At 42.0% G+C, this 17,930-nt stretch carries 14 protein-coding genes and 1 pseudogene; 12 read left to right on the forward strand and 3 right to left on the reverse strand.

Annotated features, from left to right (window positions below):
- Position 1: 1 nt before the first annotated feature.
- The 3 genes from MHI51_RS07410 (at position 2) to MHI51_RS07420 (ending at position 2,473) form a co-directional block, all read left to right on the forward strand.
- Positions 2–868: a pentapeptide repeat-containing protein gene (locus MHI51_RS07410; protein ID WP_076219656.1), complete on the forward strand. Its 867-nt coding sequence runs from the start codon at positions 2–4 to the stop codon at positions 866–868.
- A gap of 75 nt (positions 869–943) precedes the next feature.
- Entirely contained in the window at positions 944–1,702 is a 759-nt protein-coding gene (locus tag MHI51_RS07415) for an ABC transporter ATP-binding protein (RefSeq protein WP_076185338.1), read from the forward strand.
- Positions 1,703–2,473, forward strand: a complete 771-nt coding sequence (locus tag MHI51_RS07420; protein ID WP_076276575.1) for an ABC transporter permease — start codon at positions 1,703–1,705, stop codon at positions 2,471–2,473.
- A gap of 66 nt (positions 2,474–2,539) precedes the next feature.
- On the opposite strand, the gene MHI51_RS07425 is transcribed toward MHI51_RS07420, so the two are convergent.
- On the reverse strand, positions 2,540–4,471 hold the full coding sequence (locus MHI51_RS07425; protein ID WP_405173728.1) for an ATP-dependent DNA helicase: 1,932 nt from the start codon (positions 4,469–4,471) through the stop codon (positions 2,540–2,542).
- Between the two features lie 291 nt (positions 4,472–4,762).
- Between MHI51_RS07425 and MHI51_RS07430 the strand changes: the two genes are divergently transcribed.
- The 8 genes and pseudogenes from MHI51_RS07430 (at position 4,763) to MHI51_RS07465 (ending at position 12,108) form a co-directional block, all read left to right on the forward strand.
- Entirely contained in the window at positions 4,763–5,944 is a 1,182-nt protein-coding gene (locus tag MHI51_RS07430; RefSeq protein WP_076219423.1) for a sensor histidine kinase, read from the forward strand.
- Positions 5,945–6,126: 182 nt separating this feature from the next.
- Entirely contained in the window at positions 6,127–6,573 is a 447-nt protein-coding gene (locus MHI51_RS07435; protein WP_076185335.1) for a V4R domain-containing protein, read from the forward strand.
- Between the two features lie 148 nt (positions 6,574–6,721).
- Positions 6,722–7,981, forward strand: a pseudogene (locus MHI51_RS07440) (MFS transporter).
- Complete coding sequence (locus tag MHI51_RS07445; RefSeq protein ID WP_405173729.1) at positions 7,978–9,282, forward strand: alkaline phosphatase family protein; 1,305 nt, start codon at positions 7,978–7,980, stop codon at positions 9,280–9,282. Before MHI51_RS07440 ends, MHI51_RS07445 begins: the two are co-directional and overlap by 4 nt.
- Before the next feature lie 28 nt (positions 9,283–9,310).
- Positions 9,311–10,183, forward strand: coding sequence for a YitT family protein (locus tag MHI51_RS07450; RefSeq protein WP_405173730.1), 873 nt, complete (start codon positions 9,311–9,313; stop codon positions 10,181–10,183).
- 168 nt (positions 10,184–10,351) lie between these two features.
- Entirely contained in the window at positions 10,352–11,440 is a 1,089-nt protein-coding gene (locus MHI51_RS07455) for a nucleotidyltransferase domain-containing protein (protein ID WP_405173731.1), read from the forward strand.
- Between the two features lie 130 nt (positions 11,441–11,570).
- Positions 11,571–11,897: a DUF6442 family protein gene (locus tag MHI51_RS07460; protein ID WP_076185332.1), complete on the forward strand. Its 327-nt coding sequence runs from the start codon at positions 11,571–11,573 to the stop codon at positions 11,895–11,897.
- Between the two features lies 1 nt (position 11,898).
- Positions 11,899–12,108: a helix-turn-helix transcriptional regulator gene (locus MHI51_RS07465; RefSeq protein ID WP_076125269.1), complete on the forward strand. Its 210-nt coding sequence runs from the start codon at positions 11,899–11,901 to the stop codon at positions 12,106–12,108.
- A 105-nt stretch (positions 12,109–12,213) separates the two neighbouring features.
- Here MHI51_RS07465 and MHI51_RS07470 read toward each other — a convergent pair whose 3' ends face one another.
- Both MHI51_RS07470 and MHI51_RS07475 read right to left on the reverse strand, forming a co-directional pair.
- On the reverse strand, positions 12,214–14,886 hold the full coding sequence (locus tag MHI51_RS07470; RefSeq protein ID WP_076219427.1) for a cation-translocating P-type ATPase: 2,673 nt from the start codon (positions 14,884–14,886) through the stop codon (positions 12,214–12,216).
- 311 nt (positions 14,887–15,197) lie between these two features.
- Positions 15,198–16,604: an MFS transporter gene (locus MHI51_RS07475; RefSeq protein ID WP_076219428.1), complete on the reverse strand. Its 1,407-nt coding sequence runs from the start codon at positions 16,602–16,604 to the stop codon at positions 15,198–15,200.
- Between the two features lie 111 nt (positions 16,605–16,715).
- Between MHI51_RS07475 and MHI51_RS07480 the strand changes: the two genes are divergently transcribed.
- Positions 16,716–17,603, forward strand: a complete 888-nt coding sequence (locus tag MHI51_RS07480; protein ID WP_076276570.1) for a LysR family transcriptional regulator — start codon at positions 16,716–16,718, stop codon at positions 17,601–17,603.
- Positions 17,604–17,930: the final 327 nt, after the last annotated feature.

Genomic DNA, 17,930 nt, shown 5'->3' on the forward strand with positions numbered 1-17,930 from the left:
TATGAATGAGAAATTAAACATGTATTTAAATGGCGTATTCGCACCCTATGACGGGATAAAAAGCGTTGCTGAATTAAAGAGTGACCTCCTTTCCGATTTGCAGGAGCGGTTCAGTGAACTCAAGGCTGAAGGCAAGGATGATGAAACGGCGTTTAAGATGACGATAGACAGCATCGGCGACATTGAACAGACGGTGCAGGAGGTTGCCAATCTCTCCCGTTCACTTGAGCGGCAGGTGGTGACGAGCTTTAGGGCGAGCAACTTATCGAAGAGTGATTTTGCAGGCGTTACCGCCCATAAAGGGGATTTTAAAGTGAGCGCGTTGCGGGGTTCCGATTTTACAGGCGCTGACTTGACTGGCAGTTCTTTCGCGGGCAGTGACGTAGGCGAGGCCAAGTTCGACAGCGCTAATCTGACCGACTGCAATCTGTCCGGCATTGAACTGGCAAATGCGAGCTTTCACAAATCTATTCTTGTTCGCACCAACTTTAGCTCATCAGGACTTACAGGGGCGAAATTTATCAGTGCAAGACTGACCGACGTCAAGCTGTGTACGACTGATCTCACGAAAACAATCTTTGAGAACTGTATCTTTGACGGTGTGGAATTTAAAACCTCTGATCTGCGGGGATTATGTTTTGACGGCCAGACCTTTATCGGGGTCAAGTTTGAAAAGTCGGCGCTGAACGATATTTCGTTTAGAGGTGCGACGTTAAAAAATGTGTCATTCCTCTCCGGGTTTTCGTTATCCAAGAAGTTTTATCGTGCAATCAAAACGATCAACTTTGATGGTGCAATGATGGATAAGTTGACCTTTGCTGCGCTCAAAGGCATGGACGCTGATTTGACAAAGGTTACAGTTCTATAAGCCTGAGCTTCCGAAGTGAGTTTTGCGGGGGAATTCCATGAAGATATGCTAACAAAACCTTGAGGAGGGAATGCAATGAACAAGTCCATTAAAGTGGTTGGGTTAGAAAAGTCCTACAGACAGCTTCAAGTTTTAAAGGGGGTGGATTTTGAAGTGGAGCAGGGCAGCGTTTTTGCTCTGCTGGGCTCCAATGGTGCAGGCAAGACCACCATTGTCAAAATCCTCACCACTTTGCTGAATCAAGATGGCGGGACTGCTGCAGTGAACGGATTTGATGTCGCCACAAAGCCTGATTATGTACGCCAGTCCATCAGCCTGACGGGTCAATTTGCTGCCGTGGATGAGATTCTGACCGGCCGGGAAAATCTGATCATGATTGCGAGGCTCCGCCATGAGAAGCATCCGCGTCAAGTTGCGGACGATCTGCTGGAACGCTTCACTTTGACCGCTGCCGCGGATCGCAAGGTATCCACTTATTCAGGCGGGATGCGCCGGAGATTAGATCTCGCGATGAGTCTTGTTGGAAAACCGCAGATTATTTTCCTCGACGAACCAACCACTGGACTTGATCCTGAGGCAAGGATGGATGTATGGAAGATGGTTAAGGAGCTTGCCGACGGCGGTACGACTGTCTTTTTGACGACGCAGTATTTGGAAGAGGCAGAGCAGCTTGCTGATCAAATCGCCATTCTACATGAAGGTAAAATTATTGCGAGCGGTACACTCGAAGAACTAAAAAAGCGTTTTCCGCCCGCAAAAGTTGAGTACATTGAAAAGCAGCCGACGCTGGAGGAAATATTCCTCGCAATCATCGGCAAAAAGGAGGGAAAGTAAATGGAAATGATTAAGAAGCACTTTTTCAGTGACATGAGTGTAATGCTCGGACGTTCTATGCGCCATATTCTCCGCAGTATGGATACCATCATCACGGTAACTATCATGCCAATTGCATTTATGCTGTTGTTTGTTTACGTGTTCGGTGGGGCCATCCAGGCGGGTACGGATAACTATGTGAATTATTTATTGCCCGGGATCATACTGATCGCTATTGCAAGTGGTGTAACTTATACGGCTTACCGCCTGTTTAATGATGTGCAAAAAGGGATTTTTCAGAGATTCCATTCTATGCCGATTGCACGTTCTACCCTGCTGTGGGGACATGTGCTGACCTCCCTGATATCCAATGCGATTTCAGTTAGCGTCATCATTCTTGTTGCATTGATTATGGGGTTTCGTTCATCGGCAGGAGTGCTCTCATGGCTGGCGGTTGCCGGCATCCTCATATTGTTTACACTGGCTCTAACTTGGGTCGCAGCAATTGCTGGACTATCCGCAAAATCGGTGGACGGCGCGACTGCTTTTTCATATCCGATTATTTTCCTACCTTTCATCAGCTCGGCCTTTGTGCCTACCGAATCGATGCCGCCAGTCGTTCGCGCCTTTGCTGAAAACCAGCCCGTTACATCTATAGTAGAAGCGGTTCGCTCCCTCCTGATGGGGCAGCCTGTCGGCAATGATATTTGGGGAGCCATCATATGGTGCATAGCCATTCTAGTAGTTGCTTATTTAATAGCGATGCGGGTATACAAACATAAAGTAGTTTAATTGCCAGATAACGTTATAGGGTTTAGAAGCGACTTGTCTGCGGATGGGTTGCTTTTTTTCATCTCTCTACGTATCACTAAGCTGTATCCCTTTTTCTTTCACAAACTTCTCCAGAACCTTGAAATCCTCAGTAACCTTTTTAAAAGGTAAGGCTTCCAGTACCTGATCCCGGTAATCCTTTTTGGCGGCAATGGACAGGCGGGAATCAAGTATGCTGAGCACACCAAGGTCAGTTTCACTGCGGATCAGGCGCCCGGTTCCTTGTCTTAACCGAAGCAGCATGTCCGGTACAAAAACCTCTTTCAAGGGATTCTTTGCCATCGAAGTCTTATATTCATAGACAGGATCGGCAGGAACAGGGAAAGGCAGACGGAAAATGATTAACTGCGACAAATCGGAACCTTCGATATTCACACCTTCCCAGAATACACCGGTACTAAGTAGAACGCCTTTACTGCCCCGAAAGTCAGCTATCACCCCGTCCTGGGACGAGCCTTCCCTTTGAACATGTAATGCCCATGCCAGCTTCTCAGAGTTTAATTTCTTATGAATATACTTCATATCCTCTTTAGCTGAAAAAAGAACCAATGTCCGCCCGTCTGTTAAATTACAGAGCTTCATCATTTCTTTGTATGCCGCTTCAAGATAATCTTCCCGCCGCTGATGGTTATAGTAGGGGATGTCCTTGGCAATGTACAGCATGGTGTGGTTGTCATAATCAAACGGTGAAGCTTGGCGCTCCATATAATCTCCCCTGTAACCGAGGGACTCAGTGAGATAAGCGTATTGTTCCTCCAGCGTTTCTCCGCTTTGACACATCGTTGCTGACGTTAAAATAACAGAGGTTTTCCCGTTAAATAAGGTATATTTCAGAAACTGGCTTATCCCTTTAGGGCAGATACTAAGGGTACTCTCCCGCTGGGTATTGCTTGCCCAGATCAGATAGTTATCCTCTACTCCGGCGAGTACATCAAAGAGGTCGATAAGTCCGTTCATGGCTTCGAAAATATTGTCAATCTCCCGCTCATGCCGTGAAGTTAAGACGGAAAGGCTGAGATTAAAATCTTTTAAAACCTGTGCTGCTCGTTTTAAGGGGATTCCTGTGATCTGCGATATTTTTATACGGTCATTGTCCTGCTTGGCTGTTTGCAGTAAGTCTGCCTCAACTTGTTTAAAAATATGGCCAACGCATCTTTTTATAAATTTAAATTGCGGCATAAGCTCCGTATCGGCAGATTGCTTGAAGAGAATCTGTAAGGCGTCATCCAGAATACGGCAGGTTCCCCGGTATGTAAATTCGACCGTTCTTGCATCTCTAACCTTTGCTTCCAGATTATGAGCTTCATCAATTACGATCAGAGCCGGCCGTTCAGTGATTAACCCCTTCGTTCCTTCCTTTTTCTTGATTAAATCACGGATGAGCAGATCCTGGTTTACGATAATAAAATCCATATCGCTCGCGTTGGCATTAATTTTAGCTCTCATCTCATAAAACGTACATGTACTTTTATAATGGCAACGTTCAAATTTGCAATCATTCACACAAACGTTAGACCATACTGCATCACTAACCCCGCCCTTAATATCTGCCCGCTCATCAATTTCATAATTGACAATCTGTTGAGCAAGCGCAGACAGAGGGGCGTTTGAATCATCCGCTTGGAACAGATCTGCTGCCCTATACCGGCAAGCATACTGCCCCATGCCTTTTCCAACTACCGAACGTACCCTTGTAAATCCGAGCCGACTTCCGATGAATCTCAGATCTTTATGTATTTGTTCTGAAAGTTGTATGGAGGATGTCGCAATAATAACCGGTTGCCTTGAGATTTGGTTAATAAGCAGGCTGGGAATGAGGTAGGCAAAGGACTTGCCGATGCCGACTCCAGCTTCAATCATCGCGTTACGACCATTAATATAGGCATCAGCGATATCTAGAGACATATCCTGCTGGCCGATCCGCTCTTTAAGTCCAATCCTGGGAAATTTATCATACATGCGAAAGATAGCATTGACTAAAGAGGGCTCGATGTCCTTCTTTAGCTCCTGCTTCTGTAATTTGTAGAGATCACTTAACCAGCTAATGACGACCGCCCCTTTTCAAAATCAGTGATCTTCCTAATTATAGTTTTTTTGGTTTTTTGGTGAGGTTGTAATTATCTTCGATGCCACTCTAACAGTCAAGTCCAGAATATAATATGATGATTAAAACAAAGTGAATTACTGTGTTTTTGAAGCAGGAAAATATACACATATCTTGAATACAAACTACAAAGAAGGAGGATGACAATGTCATACAAAGAAAATGAATTGCGTTCGTCATTAATCTTAGCAGTTCCAATCATTTTAAACAGGCATTATCATTCCATGACTATGAAAAACATCGAATTCTCCTGGTTTGTAGAGACGCATAAGGAATTGTTAGATTCATCATTCAGTACGATATTAATGAGTATGGTAGAAGCCTTGTTTTTTGATTCTTTTGGTTATGATCAATACTTAAACCTGCTAGAAAAAGAGGGGGCTGAGCAAGGGGTTTATACTGCAGAAATATTCGGTGATCATTTTGATATTTTACTTGATATGAGCAAGGATTTAAATTTAACCGCTCAGAATATTATGTTTAAGATCATTGAAGAGTTTGTAGATGATTCCGCGATCCGATTGTTTTTTTATAATCGTTTAATGGAATGCAACTGGACCCGTTTTACTGGCTTTGCACAAGGTTATTTGTCTAATAAAAATCAACAGATTGACAATTTACATGAACAAAAAATTGCTGTTATGGGACAAATGGCAGCAGGAATGGCGCATGAAATAAGAAATCCGCTAGCTTCGATTAAAGGTTTTGCTCAGCTTGTAAATATCAGGCTAAATGAGCCGGAGATCAAAGCGGATGAATTGCGTGCATATCTGGATATCACCATCAAAGAGATTGATGCTCTGAATGGATTAGTAACGGATTTTCTAATACTGGCTCGAAAAGGTGACAGTACGAAAAATAACGGCGTAGTATTTAACGTTATGGAGGTTATACATAGAGTTAATAACATTGTGAATCAACTCATACTTAGTGATGATATTATACTTTCAGTAGAGTGCTCTTTAGAAAAAGTACTAACGTTTGGAAGCGCCTCTCAGCTAGAGCAGGTAATTCTTAATATTTTGAAAAATAGTATCGATTCCTTCACAGCTTTTAGAGGCAGAATAGATATTTCTGTTACCACAGCTGCTGAGACAAACGAAATTATTCTACTCTTTAAAGACAACGGAGAAGGAATTTCACAGGATAAATTAAAACGGATATTTGACCCTTTCTTTACTACCAAGCAAAAAGGGACAGGGATTGGATTATCGATTTGTAAACAATTAATTGAAATGTATGGGGGGCATATTAAGGTAGATTCAGAGGTTCAGGTTGGAACTAGCGTGAGGGTTATTTTGCCTTGGGTTTATGATTATCATATTTGAGATGCTGCTGCAGCTAATGAATGAAGGAGCGACTTGCCAACAGGGAAGTTGCTTTTTTTGTTATGGTTCTACAAAAAATCAGGATGTGCGTAAGATCACAAAGCAATTATTGGATACGTTTATACTCAATATATCAATTAAATTTGAAATATATATTACATAAGCAATTGGAGGCTACTGGCATGGATCAATTTACTTTTACAGATATGAAAAAAATAAAGAGGAAAAATTTAGGCAATGTCGTACCTTTAGAGCTTTTCAGAACGATTAGACTTATTGGTTTATATCAAGCGTTACCCATGAATGGTAAGGGTACAACGTTGACTATAGGAAGAAAAATTGGGGAAGAATTTGGTGTTACCTCGGTTAATGAACTATTCGAGTTATTCGAACAATTGAAGATAGGGATTCCTATAATAACCCATGAAGATGACAAGGGGATGACGATTGCAGTACACGATTGTTTCTGCGAAGGTTTACCTATTATGGAAGGGAAAATGGTTTGTGACCTGGAGGGGGCCATTATCGAAGGAGCACTTACTAAAATTCGTGGGAAACGAGTTTCCGTCCGGGAAATAAAATGTAATGTTAATGGGGATGAATATTGCGAATATATCGTCAAATATTAAATTCATATATAAAAGCGAGTAAGCGACCTTTCAATTTTAAAAGGTCGTTTTTTTATGAAGAAGTTGTGATGTAATTAACATTCATTTAACATGGCTCTTATGCTGAAATGATATAACAGTTACAAATAGGTGAAAAGGTGGCTGTTAGATGAAACTTAGCAAAGAGGAAAAATCATGGATTTTATATGACTGCGGGAATTCAGCCTATTCGATGGCGGTTACAACTGCATTATTGCCTATTGTATTTGGCATGTTTTCAAATGTTAACAGCAGCATGGATTTAGGGTACTTTAACTCCATTGCTAGTATTCTTGTGGCTATCCTTAGTCCGATTTTAGGCACGATCGCAGATTACAAGGATAAGAAAAAGCGCTTTTTCTTATTTTTCTCTTTGATCGGTGTGCTGGCTACGGCTTCGTTGGCATTCGTTGCACCTGCGAGCGGGCAGTGGTAGTTATTGATTGTGTTTTACATCCTGTCCGTCATAGGTTTTGCTGGGGCCAATATTTTTTATGACTCTTTTCTTGTGGATATAACCACTGATGAAAGGATGGATAAGGTATCCACAAAAGGTTTTGCTTATGGATATATCGCCAGCGTCATTCCATTTGGCATCAGCCTGCTAATGATTCTGTTTATGGGGATGGATAAGTCGATCGGTTATCAGATTGGGTTTATCATTACTGCCCTTTGGTGGGGGCTGCTGACCATACCCATGATCAGAGATGTGAAGCAGAGATATTATATTGAGCCTGAACCAAGACCTGTAATCAACAGTTTTAAAAGACTGGGAGACACCTTTAGGAATGTTAGACAGCATAAAGTTGTATTTGTTTTCTTAATTGCGTACTTTCTTTATATTGATGGGGTAGATACGATTATTAAAATGGTGGTGCCCTATGCCACATCGGTTCTGGGTGCGGATGCTTTTGACACCTTTACCTTACTGGGGATATTATTAGTTATCCAGATCATCGCTTTTCCTTGTGCAATCCTGTATGGTAATCTCGCCAAAAAATACTCCGCCAGGACTTTGATCATCGTGGGGATTGTTACATATATCCTTTCCTGCATCGCAGCTTTTTTTATCACTTCAGTGTGGCATATATTTATTCTAGGTGCGCTAATTGGTTCCGCTCAGGGAGGCATTCAGGCGCTCAGCAGGTCTTATTATGCGAAGATCATTCCAAAGGAGAATTCCAATGAATTCTTTGGTTTTTACAATATTTTTGGCAAGTTCGCGGCCATTGTTGGTCCTGCTGTAATGTCTTTAACAACAACCTTAACAGGTAATGCTAAATTTAGTATTTTAGCGATTATCCCCCTTTTTATTATTGGATTATTCGTATTTATAACTTTACCTAAAGAGCAGCCTGAACATGACGAACCTAAGGGGCTTATTCTATGAAGTCAATTAAAGCACAAACGGCTATGGCCAAGCATTTGATCGTCATCTCTTACGATGCCTTTTCAGAAGACCACTGGGCATTGGCCAGCCGGCTTCCAAACTTAGCGGAATTAATTAAAAACGGAGCCCATAGCCATAAATTGAAAAGTGTGTATCCCACGCTCACATATGTAGTGCACACCACCATAGCAACCGGTGTATATCCGGATAAGCATGGCATCCATCACAACAATCCGTTTCAGCCCTTTATTAAGGAAGAGGAGCAGAATTGGTTCTGGTTTAGAAATGCGATCAAGGTGCCAACGATTTACGATGTTGCGCGCGAGCATAAGATGAGCACCGCCGGAATCCTATGGCCAGTATCGGGTAAATCCTCCATCCAATACAATATATCTGAAATCAGAGCCATCAAAAACGAAAATCAGGCACTGAAGATATTAAAAAGCGGAAGCCCCTTATACTGCGTGGATATGGAGCTGAAATATGGCCGGATCCGCAAAGGGATTGAGCAGCCCTATCTGGATGACTTCACGACCAAATGTGCTATAGACACGATTAAGCGCAAAAAACCTAATCTTCTAATGATGCATCTGATCGATCTGGATGATGCCAAACATGCTTATGGAACTGACAGTGACGAAGTGAAGCAGGTAATCACACGTATGGATAAAAGGGTAGGCGATATTATGCAGGCAGTGGATGAAGCGGGGATAAAGGATGATACGATTTTTTTAATTTTGGGGGACCATGGCCAGTTTAATGTTAGGTACAAGGTGCATTTAAACAACCTTTTGCAGGAAAAGGGCCTGATCTATGAAGAGAACGGCGAAATGAAGTGGAGAGCTTACTTTCAGTGTGGGGGTGGAGCGGCTTACTTGCATATCCGGCAGGGCGATGAAGAAGCTGAGCAAATAGCATTAGCTGTTATTGGAGATAATATGAGAGATGAATCCTCAGGTATAGAGAAATTGTATGCTAGAGATGAACTGGATTATTTTCATGTGGGCCAAACCACAAAGTATATGCTTGAGGCTAAGAGAGGTTATTGTTTCGACGAAAGTATGGATGAACCAACGATTGTTGATTTGGACAAACAAGGCGTTAAATTTGCCACGCATGGCTATTCTCCTGATAAAGACGGCTATAGATGCAACTTGGTTGTCTCCGGGGAAAAGATTAGAAATGGGCATCATATAGGGGACATCGAAATGGTAGATATAGCCCCCACGATGGCAAAGATTTTAGGGATTGATTTTAATCCAGGTGACGGAAGACCTTTAGAGGAAATTTTTATGGACTAAATTAAGCAATGTGAAACGGAGAAATTCAATGATTGAAACGCGAAAACAGAAATCAAATAAACTCAAGATATTCTCAAAAGTATTCATGATTATTATTGGGGCGCTAATAGCTGCCTATGGTCTAGAATCCGTATTGATACCCAACAACGTCTCAGATGGAGGTGTCACAGGTCTAAGCATCGTTGGCTCTGAACTGTTTGGCTTACCGCTAGGGCTGTTAATTGGCATAATTAATATCCCTTTTGTATGGCTAGGGTATAAGCAAATTGGTAAAAGCTTTGCTCTTTACTCCGTTATCGGTATTGCTTCACTGGCTATTGGCACTAGTCTTATGCATCATGTACCGACGATTATAGAAGGTGATACCTTATTAATTACCGTTGTTGGCGGGATTATTATCGGTTTTGGTATGGGTTTAACCTTACGTAATGGTGGAGCATTAGATGGGATAGATATGTTAGCTGTCTTACTTTCACGAAAATTACCTTTTGGGACCAGTGATTTAATCTTATTTCTAAACATGTTTGTCTTTATTGTTGTTTCAACAGTATTTGGCCTACAAGGGGCTATTCTATCAGCGCTTGCTTATTTTATTGCTTCTAAGGTCATTCATATTATTGAAGAAGGTTTGAGTGGCTCTAAAACGTTTAAAATCATCACCATTCAACCGGAAATCATGGTCGAGACTATTCGTGACCGATTGGGTCGTGGAGCAACTTATACAGATGCTTATGGCGGCTACTCCAATGAACAATTCAAAGAAATTACTTGTGTCATTAACCGTCTGGAAGAAAGTAAAATAAAAGATATTATTCGTGAAATTGACCCGAATGCCTTTGTAGTAGTCTACGATGTTGCAGAAGTTAAGGGCGGCAGTTTCAAAAAGAAAAATATTCACTAACGACTATAAAACGTGTTGGAGAGAAGCTAATTATGCTCTTGCCAGCGCGTTTTTTTGTTTTCTTTGAAGGAGAGGAAAGGCTTGGTACAGATTTAATATAATTAAAGTTGGAATACCTACTCTAACAACATGCTTATACAATAGAATTAATAAGGTTGGAGAGGGGACATGGATATGGATGCTGTTCATAAAGAAAAGATCTTAATCAAAAATGAAAAGCTTATTAGCATGGTCATTGAACGGGCTAAGAGAGATTTTTCTGATGATATTGCAATTATTGGGCTTACAGGTTCTTTTAGTACTGGGGATTTTCATGAAAAAAGCGATCTTGATCTAATCATAATTAATAACACAGAGCAGGGCTGGGGAATATCTTCGTGTTTTATTTTGGATGATATTGGATACGATCTATATTGTACGCCATGGGAAACAAGGATAGAAGATCAAGCCAATCTCGAGAGTCCAATGATTTCATGTCTGGTGGATTTACAGGTGTTATACTGTGCAAAACCCGAATATTTGGAAAAGCTAAATTTATATAAACAGAGAGCACTCGATGCTCTGGCAATGCCTATAGGGAGAGAATGTATCAGTAGAGCGAAAAAGTGTATAGACATAGCAAAACAGGAATATGCGAATACATTACTTTCTGAAGATATAGGAGCAGTAAGGTATGCTTCAAGCGAAGTTTTATACAATTTATTAAATACGCTGACTCATTTGAACAATACTTATTTCAAACGGGGAATGAAAAGATATTTGGAGGAAATAGCTACGTACCGTTATGTTCCTGATGATTTTGAAATGACATATATGGCTGTGATAGAGGCGAAGACTATCGATGAAATCAGAAGTGCAGCATATAAGGCACTTAAAAACATCAATGATTTATATAATAAAATGTATAAGGATTTTGTAGTGCAGCCTGTCCCAAGCTATGATAATCTTGGCGGAACTTATGAGGAATTATGGTGCAACTACCGCAATAAGATTATAGCAAGTGTAGAATCGGGTGATAGATCGTATGCGTATCTAGCAGCAATGGGCATACAAGGTTTTCTTGATGAAATGACAGAATGGAAGGGAACCAAAAAGTTTGATATCATGCAGTATTTTGATTCTGACCATCTTCAAGTCTTTAAAAATGAGTTTCTGAAGGTCATGGATGAATATCTGGAGGAATACAACAAGGTAGGCAGGAAAGTCGAACGATACAATACTTTCGAGCAATTATATAACGAATATATGAAGGTATAGAAAATAGCCCACTACCAATCTTTGGATTGGAGTGGGCTATTTTTTTATTTGACAAGAAAACTTGGCGTATTATAATAATGATGACAAGAAAACTTGTCATCATCTTTTCAATCTGAAAGGAGAAATTTTTATGAAAAAGGAAGAAATATTAGAAAAAAGCAGAAATGAAAAAGGAGACGAAGGAAAAGAATTTGTATTTGCTAAAGGCAGAAAAAGCGGATTCATTGGAATGTTGATTGTATTTTGCATTCTGAGTGTCTTCAATTTATATAATCATAGTCAGGAAACAAATTTTGCATTAAAAGCTATGATAGCTATGTTTTTTGGATATTTGGGCTTTGAAGGACTTGGAATGTATTCTGTAACTAAGAAGAAGATGGATTTACTCAAATTCATTTTAGGATTAATTATAAGTGTTTATTTTTTGTTTATTTACTTTTATGGAATGAGTGATTAGTATGAGTGAACATTTGGTTTTAAAAAATAAACTGCGCGAAGCAAGAACAGAACAAAAATTATCGCAAGCACAATTGGCAGAAATGGTGGGTGTCTCAAGAAATACTATAAGCTCGATTGAAACGGGGCAGTTTAACCCTACTGCAAAATTAGCTTTGATTTTATGTATTGCGTTGGATAAAAAATTCGAAGAATTATTTTATTTTGATTAAAATCAACAGAAGTTTTTTCTAGGTTTAACTCTGGATGTCAGAAAAACAGCGATACTCCATCATTGGAGAATCGCTGTCTTGTCTTTCCGGTCGATTATAGCTAACTCAGGAATTTACAGGATTCTGTTCATCAGATTTGGGTGTAAAAGCTCTTCGAACAACCTTCGTTATTTCCATTAGGATGAGGGAGCCGAGGGCTAAGCCTGCTGCAATCAGCCACTCTGACATTCCAAATGTAGCCGGAATCGAGAAGATTTCTCTAACCCCTGGCAGTACCGCAATGCCGTAAAAGGCAAAGCAGACCAGAACGGCTCCGATGACGTATTTGTTGCTGAAAAGGCCAGCTTCAATAGCAGTTTGACTGTTCGAACGGGCGGCAAAGGTCTGCAACGTACGAGACAAGATCAGGGTTGTGAATGCCATAGCTACGCCCATATCAGGCGAATCCTGAAGTCCGATATACAGGGATATGATTACAGCTATACCTATGAGTAGACCACGAGTGACAATCGCCTGCATCATTCCTCCTGCGAATATTCCTTCCTTGAGCTCTCTTGGTTTTCTGTTCATCACATTAGGTTCAGGTTTTTCCATCCCGAGAGCAATGGCGGGCAGAGAATCATTCGCCAGATTGATGAATAGAAGCTGAATCGCTGTGAAGGGATTAATCCAGTTGAAAATAAGGGCAAAGAGGATGGCGATAATTGCACCCAGGTTACCTGAAAACAAATAGGCGATCGCTTTTTTGATATTGTCAAATACCGTTCTGCCCACAGATACAGCATTGACAATAGATACAAAATTATCATCGGTCAAAATCATGGCAGCCGCATCTTTGGCAACATCGGTTCCACTGCCCATGGCAACTCCGATATCTGCTTGTTTCAAAGCAGGCGCGTCATTTACACCATCACCGGTCATGGCTGTTATTTTGCCTTTCCGCTGCCACGCGCGGACAATTCTGATCTTGTTCTCCGGGGAGACACGGGCGTACACACCAATCTGTTCGAGTTTTTGATCAAGTTCCTTGTCAGACATGGCATCGAGTTCTTGGCCGGTTACGGCAATTTCATTCTCAGTCATCAGACCGATATCGCGGCCGATCGCTTGTGCGGTTGTCTTATGATCACCGGTAATCATGATGGTTCGGATGCCAGCCTTCTGAGACTCTGCGATCGCGCCGTAGACAGCTTCCCGAGGTGGATCAATCATAGCTGTCAAACCTACGAGCACCAGATTTTGTTCATCCTCCAATCCGACTTCAGTAACCGTATTTGGTACGGTTTTGTAGGCATAAGCAAGTACACGTAGTGCTCTGCTGGAGAACTCCTCATTGGCTTCGAAGAAGTGTTCAAGAACTTCTGGTGTCATCAGCACTTCTTTTCCACTTAACAGTACATGCGAGCATAGACCAAAGAGCACATCGGGTCCACCTTTAGTAATCATTGCTTTTTGCCCGTTAAAAGTATGCAAGGTCGTCATCAGCTTGCGATCCGAGTCAAAAGGTAGCTCGGCTTCGCGCGGGAAATTATCGCGTATTTCCTTATAATCTTTATTCTTGCTGTTGCTGAAGGCAATAAGTGCTACCTCTGTAGGATCACCCAGCTCTTTACCATCCTCATTAATGTTAGAGTCGTTGCAGAGCACAGCAATATGCAGGAGCCGCCGGGCTTCTTCAGACCATTCTTCAGGCGCTTGATTGAATTGATCACGGTCCCCTTCTGGCAAAAAGTAATCTACAACAGTCATTTTATTCTGGGTGAGGGTACCTGTTTTATCTGTACAGATGACACTGGTTGACCCAAGGGCTTCGACAGCGGGCAGCTTACGAATAATCGCATGTTGCTTAGCCATCTTATTAGTACCTACGGATAGGACAATGGTTACTATTGAGGAAAGAGCTTCGGGAATCGCAGCAACCGCCACAGCGACTGCAAACATTAACGCATTCAGGATAGCTTCTGTTGTATCCACAGTATCATTCGACAACCAAACGCGTCCGGCCTGGATGGCAAAGATTACAATGGACAGGAGTATAATTGCTACCCCCAGCTGCTTGCTGAATGTTTCGAGCTTGCGCTGCAGCGGCGTTTGCTTGGCTTCGGCGCTTTCAATGAGTTCAGCAATTTTACCGATTTCGGTAGTGAGTGCAGTTCCCGTTACTACCAGGCTTCCGCGGCCATATACAACTAGTGAACCGCTGAACGCCATATTACGCCGGTCTCCAAGCGGAGATTCTTTCGCGATGATATTCGTATGCTTTTCCACAGCTTCGGATTCTCCGGTTAGCATACCCTCATTTATTTTTAAGCTTTCCGATTCTATAATCCGGCCATCGGCGGGTACGAAATCGCCGGCTTCCAGCCATACGATATCACCGCGAACAAGTTCCCTTGCCGGGACGGTTTTTAATTCTCCATCACGCAGCACTTTGGCCTCGGGTGCTGACATCTGCTGCAAGGCATCAAGTGAACTCTCCGCTTTACGGGTCTGGATGACACTTATAACTGCATTGAGAATCAACACGAGGAAAATAATAAGCGACTCCATAACTTGTCCCATAACAATCTGGACAATGGCGGCTATAAGCAGTACGACTACCATAGGGTCTTTGAAGTTTTCAAGAAAAAGCTTCCAAACAGGATCTTTTTTCTTTCCTTTTAATTCGTTAAAACCATAATCTTTCAGACGTTTGTCGACTTCTGCCGAAGTAAGCCCGTTAGCTGAACTCTGAACATCCTGTAAACTGTCGGCTACATTGTTGCGGTAATATTCCACTAATGATAGCTCCTCTCTGCTGTGCTGTGTCTTTGTTCTTAAAAATTACGGTTCAAGCCGGGACAAGTTTCAAAATATCGAGCTGCCGAAACTGTTTTCACATGAAAAATATATGTAAATCTGGTTTCTTCATTATGTTTTTGGCTCACCGAGCACAAGTTTACTATGGGCGCTTTATTTATTATCCTATTTATGAATCGAGTTTATCCCCACCTTGAAGAGTTAAATAAAACTCATAAAGAGCTGAGGCTACGCATTAAAATAACAAAACAAGACCCGTCTGATGACAGGTCTTATTTGTCTGCACTTTCCTATTTTTTAGCGCCCGAATTAGCCGATTTCTGCAATTGCCCTGACTCACGGTGCTTCCGACTCATGAATACCAAAGACAATGCAATTACCGTGAGGATAACCCCAAGGACTTGAAATCCCTCGAAGCTAAACTTACCTCCCATTATGATACCTATTAACAATGAAGAGAGAATGGTTCCCAGGTATCTCGATGTATTAAATAATCCGGAGGCTACACCGATTATTTCTTTTGGAGAACTTTGGAACAAGGCTGCTTGCAGGCCGACATTGTTCAATCCGTTGCTAATACCGAATGCAGCTAAAGCCACACATACACTGATAACTGGTGAAGTCTGATTTAAGGTCACAAGCCACACTGATCCCAATGTCATCAGGACCCCGGACACTAGCAATGCTGGCCGGGGTCCTGATCTATCGATCCAGCGTCCTGCTATTGGAGCAGTAATCAGTGAGCATAATCCCAGCGTTAGCATGAGAATTCCTGTTTGGAATTCACTGACATGACGTACCATTTGCAAGTAGGATGGGATCCCGAAAAAGAGTGAGTAAAAAAGTACATTAACGAGCATGAATTCAACATTAACCCAAGTCATTGCCGGGTATTTGGCAAATGTACGTAAAGGAATAAAGGGTGATGCCGCTGTTAGCTCATGCCGGACGAATACTCCTAGCAGAACGAGTCCTGTTAGCAAGGTAATGACATGTATTAATGAGATATGTCCGGATGATTTTGCTGAAAGCAATCCAAGGAGCACGGCAATCAGCCCCACAGTGAAGAGCAGGATTCCTGACGCATCAATCAAATCAAACCATTTGCGCAGGGACATTCCCCGGGTAACGGTTGTTGACGGTTCGTCCTTGGGGATATGCTTCCAAGATAATAAAAAGCTAGCGACCACGAATGGAATATTGACGAAAAAGATAGCTGGCCAGTCCCACCAGTGAATAATAACCCCTCCAATAAAGGGACCAATTGCTGCCGCGCCGGATAGGAAGATGGATAAAACAGATAGTGCGGTCGCTTGTTTCTCCGTAATATGAATCCGCACAATGGCCATTCCAACGGCAACCATCATGCTAGTTCCAATGGCTTGCACAATACGGAACACGATGAGACAGCCAAAGTTTGGGGAGAAAGGAGCAAATAAACCTGCAATGAAGGATACGACAAGCCCGGTAAGAAATATTTTCCTCCGGCCGAATAAATCGCTGGCCTTTCCCATGACAGGTTGAGCGATGCTACTTGCAATGTAAAAAGAAAAAATAATCCAGGAAACACCTGTATAGTCAAGCTGGAATACATTTTGTAGCCTTGGAATAGCCACAGCCACCATCGAAGAATTTAAAGGGTTCAATAAAATCCCCAGACCTACTGAAATCATTAACCACCTGTTGCGAACACTCATTTTAAATCCCCCTAAAGCTTATTAATGTCATCGTACTTGAAATCGATTATTCATTCCAACGCATTTTATGTTATGATCTCATTGACTAGAGGGAATGAACGGAGGTGCGAATTGGAACTTTTGCAACTGCAATATTTTCTCGCGGTAGCTCGGTTGGAACATATGACTGAAGCTGCACGAAATCTACACGTTACTCAATCTTCACTAAGCAAAACGATTCAGCGTTTGGAGGAGGATCTGGGGGTACCTTTATTCGATCGGGTAGGAAGAAAGCTGCGACTGAATGAGTCCGGAAGCCGGTTCCTTCGCCGGACTGAAAGGGCATTGTTTGAATTGGAGCAGGGAAAACAGGAGCTTAGCGATTTATCAAGTCCTGAACATGGCACACTCGAATTAGCGGTGACGACGGCAAGCACATTACCCAATATCCTGCGAGAGTTTCGGAAAAAGCGGCCTGATATTCAATACCATGTACAAATGCTGACCACGCAGGAAATGGTTACACTTCTTAATAGAGGAGAGGTTGATTATTGCTTATCCTCACCTCCAATAAAAGGGGATGACATCGAATGTCAAATCGTCTTTATCGATCCAATTCTTGTGGCTGTTCCAAAGGGGCATCGGCTGGCCAATCGAAGCAGCGTAACTTTGATAGAGCTAAGGGATGAGTGGTTTGTTGGGGTAAAGAGTGGCTATGGTACTCGCGATTTAATAGACTCTGTATGCAAATCAGTTGGATTTGTGCCTAAATATGTGTATGAGGGAGATGAACCTGCAAGGCTTAGCACTCTTGTGGAAGCTGAAATTGGTTTAGCTTTCATACCAAGCACGGCACGGAATTCACGGGAAGATATCCAATACCTCCAAGTAGAGAATCACGAATTGGAAAGGGAGATAGCTTTATTGTGGCACAGGAGCCGGTACATTTCGCAGGCCGCTTTGGAATTTCGGGAGGTAGTTGTAGAATATTTTGGAGCGTTATCCAAACAGACCATTTAATTATGCGGCAGAACAACTAACAAACCAATTCCCCGTTACCTTCCGTTACGTTCAACGGTCCGTAAGTGGGGTTTTCTTTTTGGGTTAAATTTGTAGAATCTTTAATCATACCTATGTTTTCCTATAATTATGGGGGGTAACACCTTTAATATTAGCGTAGTAGTGCGTAGCAGCGAGGCTGTAAAATAGTGTGAGTAGACATGAAAGCGTTTACATATAAGAAGGGGATCTGTAAGTAAAAAGATTCATTTGTGATGATGTTCTACTGCTCTTCGGGATGATTGTACCACTGTTGAAATTAAGGATTTAGCAGGTAAGGAAATTAGC

Source organism: Paenibacillus sp. FSL H8-0260, from assembly GCF_045040625.1.
GTDB classification, from domain to species: domain Bacteria; phylum Bacillota; class Bacilli; order Paenibacillales; family Paenibacillaceae; genus Paenibacillus_AQ; species Paenibacillus_AQ odorifer.

Coding starts and splice junctions, on each gene's coding strand:
- MHI51_RS07410 (WP_076219656.1), top strand. CDS start 2: ATGAATGAGAAATTAAACATGTATTTAAATGGCGTATTCGCACCCTAT.
- MHI51_RS07415 (WP_076185338.1), top strand. CDS start 944: ATGAACAAGTCCATTAAAGTGGTTGGGTTAGAAAAGTCCTACAGACAG.
- MHI51_RS07420 (WP_076276575.1), top strand. CDS start 1,703: ATGGAAATGATTAAGAAGCACTTTTTCAGTGACATGAGTGTAATGCTC.
- MHI51_RS07425 (WP_405173728.1), bottom strand. CDS start 4,471: ATGTATGATAAATTTCCCAGGATTGGACTTAAAGAGCGGATCGGCCAG.
- MHI51_RS07430 (WP_076219423.1), top strand. CDS start 4,763: ATGTCATACAAAGAAAATGAATTGCGTTCGTCATTAATCTTAGCAGTT.
- MHI51_RS07435 (WP_076185335.1), top strand. CDS start 6,127: ATGGATCAATTTACTTTTACAGATATGAAAAAAATAAAGAGGAAAAAT.
- MHI51_RS07445 (WP_405173729.1), top strand. CDS start 7,978: ATGAAGTCAATTAAAGCACAAACGGCTATGGCCAAGCATTTGATCGTC.
- MHI51_RS07450 (WP_405173730.1), top strand. CDS start 9,311: ATGATTGAAACGCGAAAACAGAAATCAAATAAACTCAAGATATTCTCA.
- MHI51_RS07455 (WP_405173731.1), top strand. CDS start 10,352: ATGGATATGGATGCTGTTCATAAAGAAAAGATCTTAATCAAAAATGAA.
- MHI51_RS07460 (WP_076185332.1), top strand. CDS start 11,571: ATGAAAAAGGAAGAAATATTAGAAAAAAGCAGAAATGAAAAAGGAGAC.
- MHI51_RS07465 (WP_076125269.1), top strand. CDS start 11,899: ATGAGTGAACATTTGGTTTTAAAAAATAAACTGCGCGAAGCAAGAACA.
- MHI51_RS07475 (WP_076219428.1), bottom strand. CDS start 16,604: ATGAGTGTTCGCAACAGGTGGTTAATGATTTCAGTAGGTCTGGGGATT.